The organism is Streptomyces beijiangensis, from assembly GCF_017315755.1.
In the GTDB taxonomy this organism is placed as follows: domain Bacteria; phylum Actinomycetota; class Actinomycetes; order Streptomycetales; family Streptomycetaceae; genus Streptomyces; species Streptomyces beijiangensis.
Genome location: NZ_JAFLRJ010001729.1, coordinates 1 through 334, shown reverse-complemented (window position 1 = coordinate 334; position 334 = coordinate 1). Strand labels below are relative to the sequence as shown.

The window sequence follows — 334 nt, the reverse complement described above, 5'->3', positions numbered from 1 at the left end:
CAATTCGTCCGCGGTATAAATGGCGGCCCATAAACATCCGATCGTGATCATTTCAGCGGCAAAAACCGTGATCCGCCGATTGATGCCCAGCAGTTTCATACTGTGGATGAGCACCTTTTCAGCCGGTTCCAGGACAAAGGTCAGTCCGGTATAACAAAGCGTAAACAGCAGCAATGATCCGACTGTTTGGTAAAACGCGCCCGACAGATGAAACAGTATCGAAATGCCGAGAAAGTGGGCGAAAAAAACGAATATAACCGATATTCAGCAAATAATGAAATGTTTCATGACACAACTCCTTTAAAATATGTACACAAGCGCCAAAGGCCTGCAG

The 334-nt window shown here is 45.8% G+C and carries 2 protein-coding genes; both read right to left on the bottom strand.

Annotation, left to right across the window (positions count from 1 at the left end; genetic code table 11):
- Positions 1-207 (bottom strand): YrvL family regulatory protein (locus J0695_RS46710; RefSeq protein WP_505383664.1); only part of this gene is annotated, 207 nt, incomplete at its 3' end.
- Positions 119-334, bottom strand: a 216-nt coding sequence (locus tag J0695_RS46705; RefSeq protein WP_242553847.1) for a hypothetical protein, incomplete at its 5' end; no start/stop codon positions are given. The genes J0695_RS46705 and J0695_RS46710, both read right to left, overlap by 89 nt.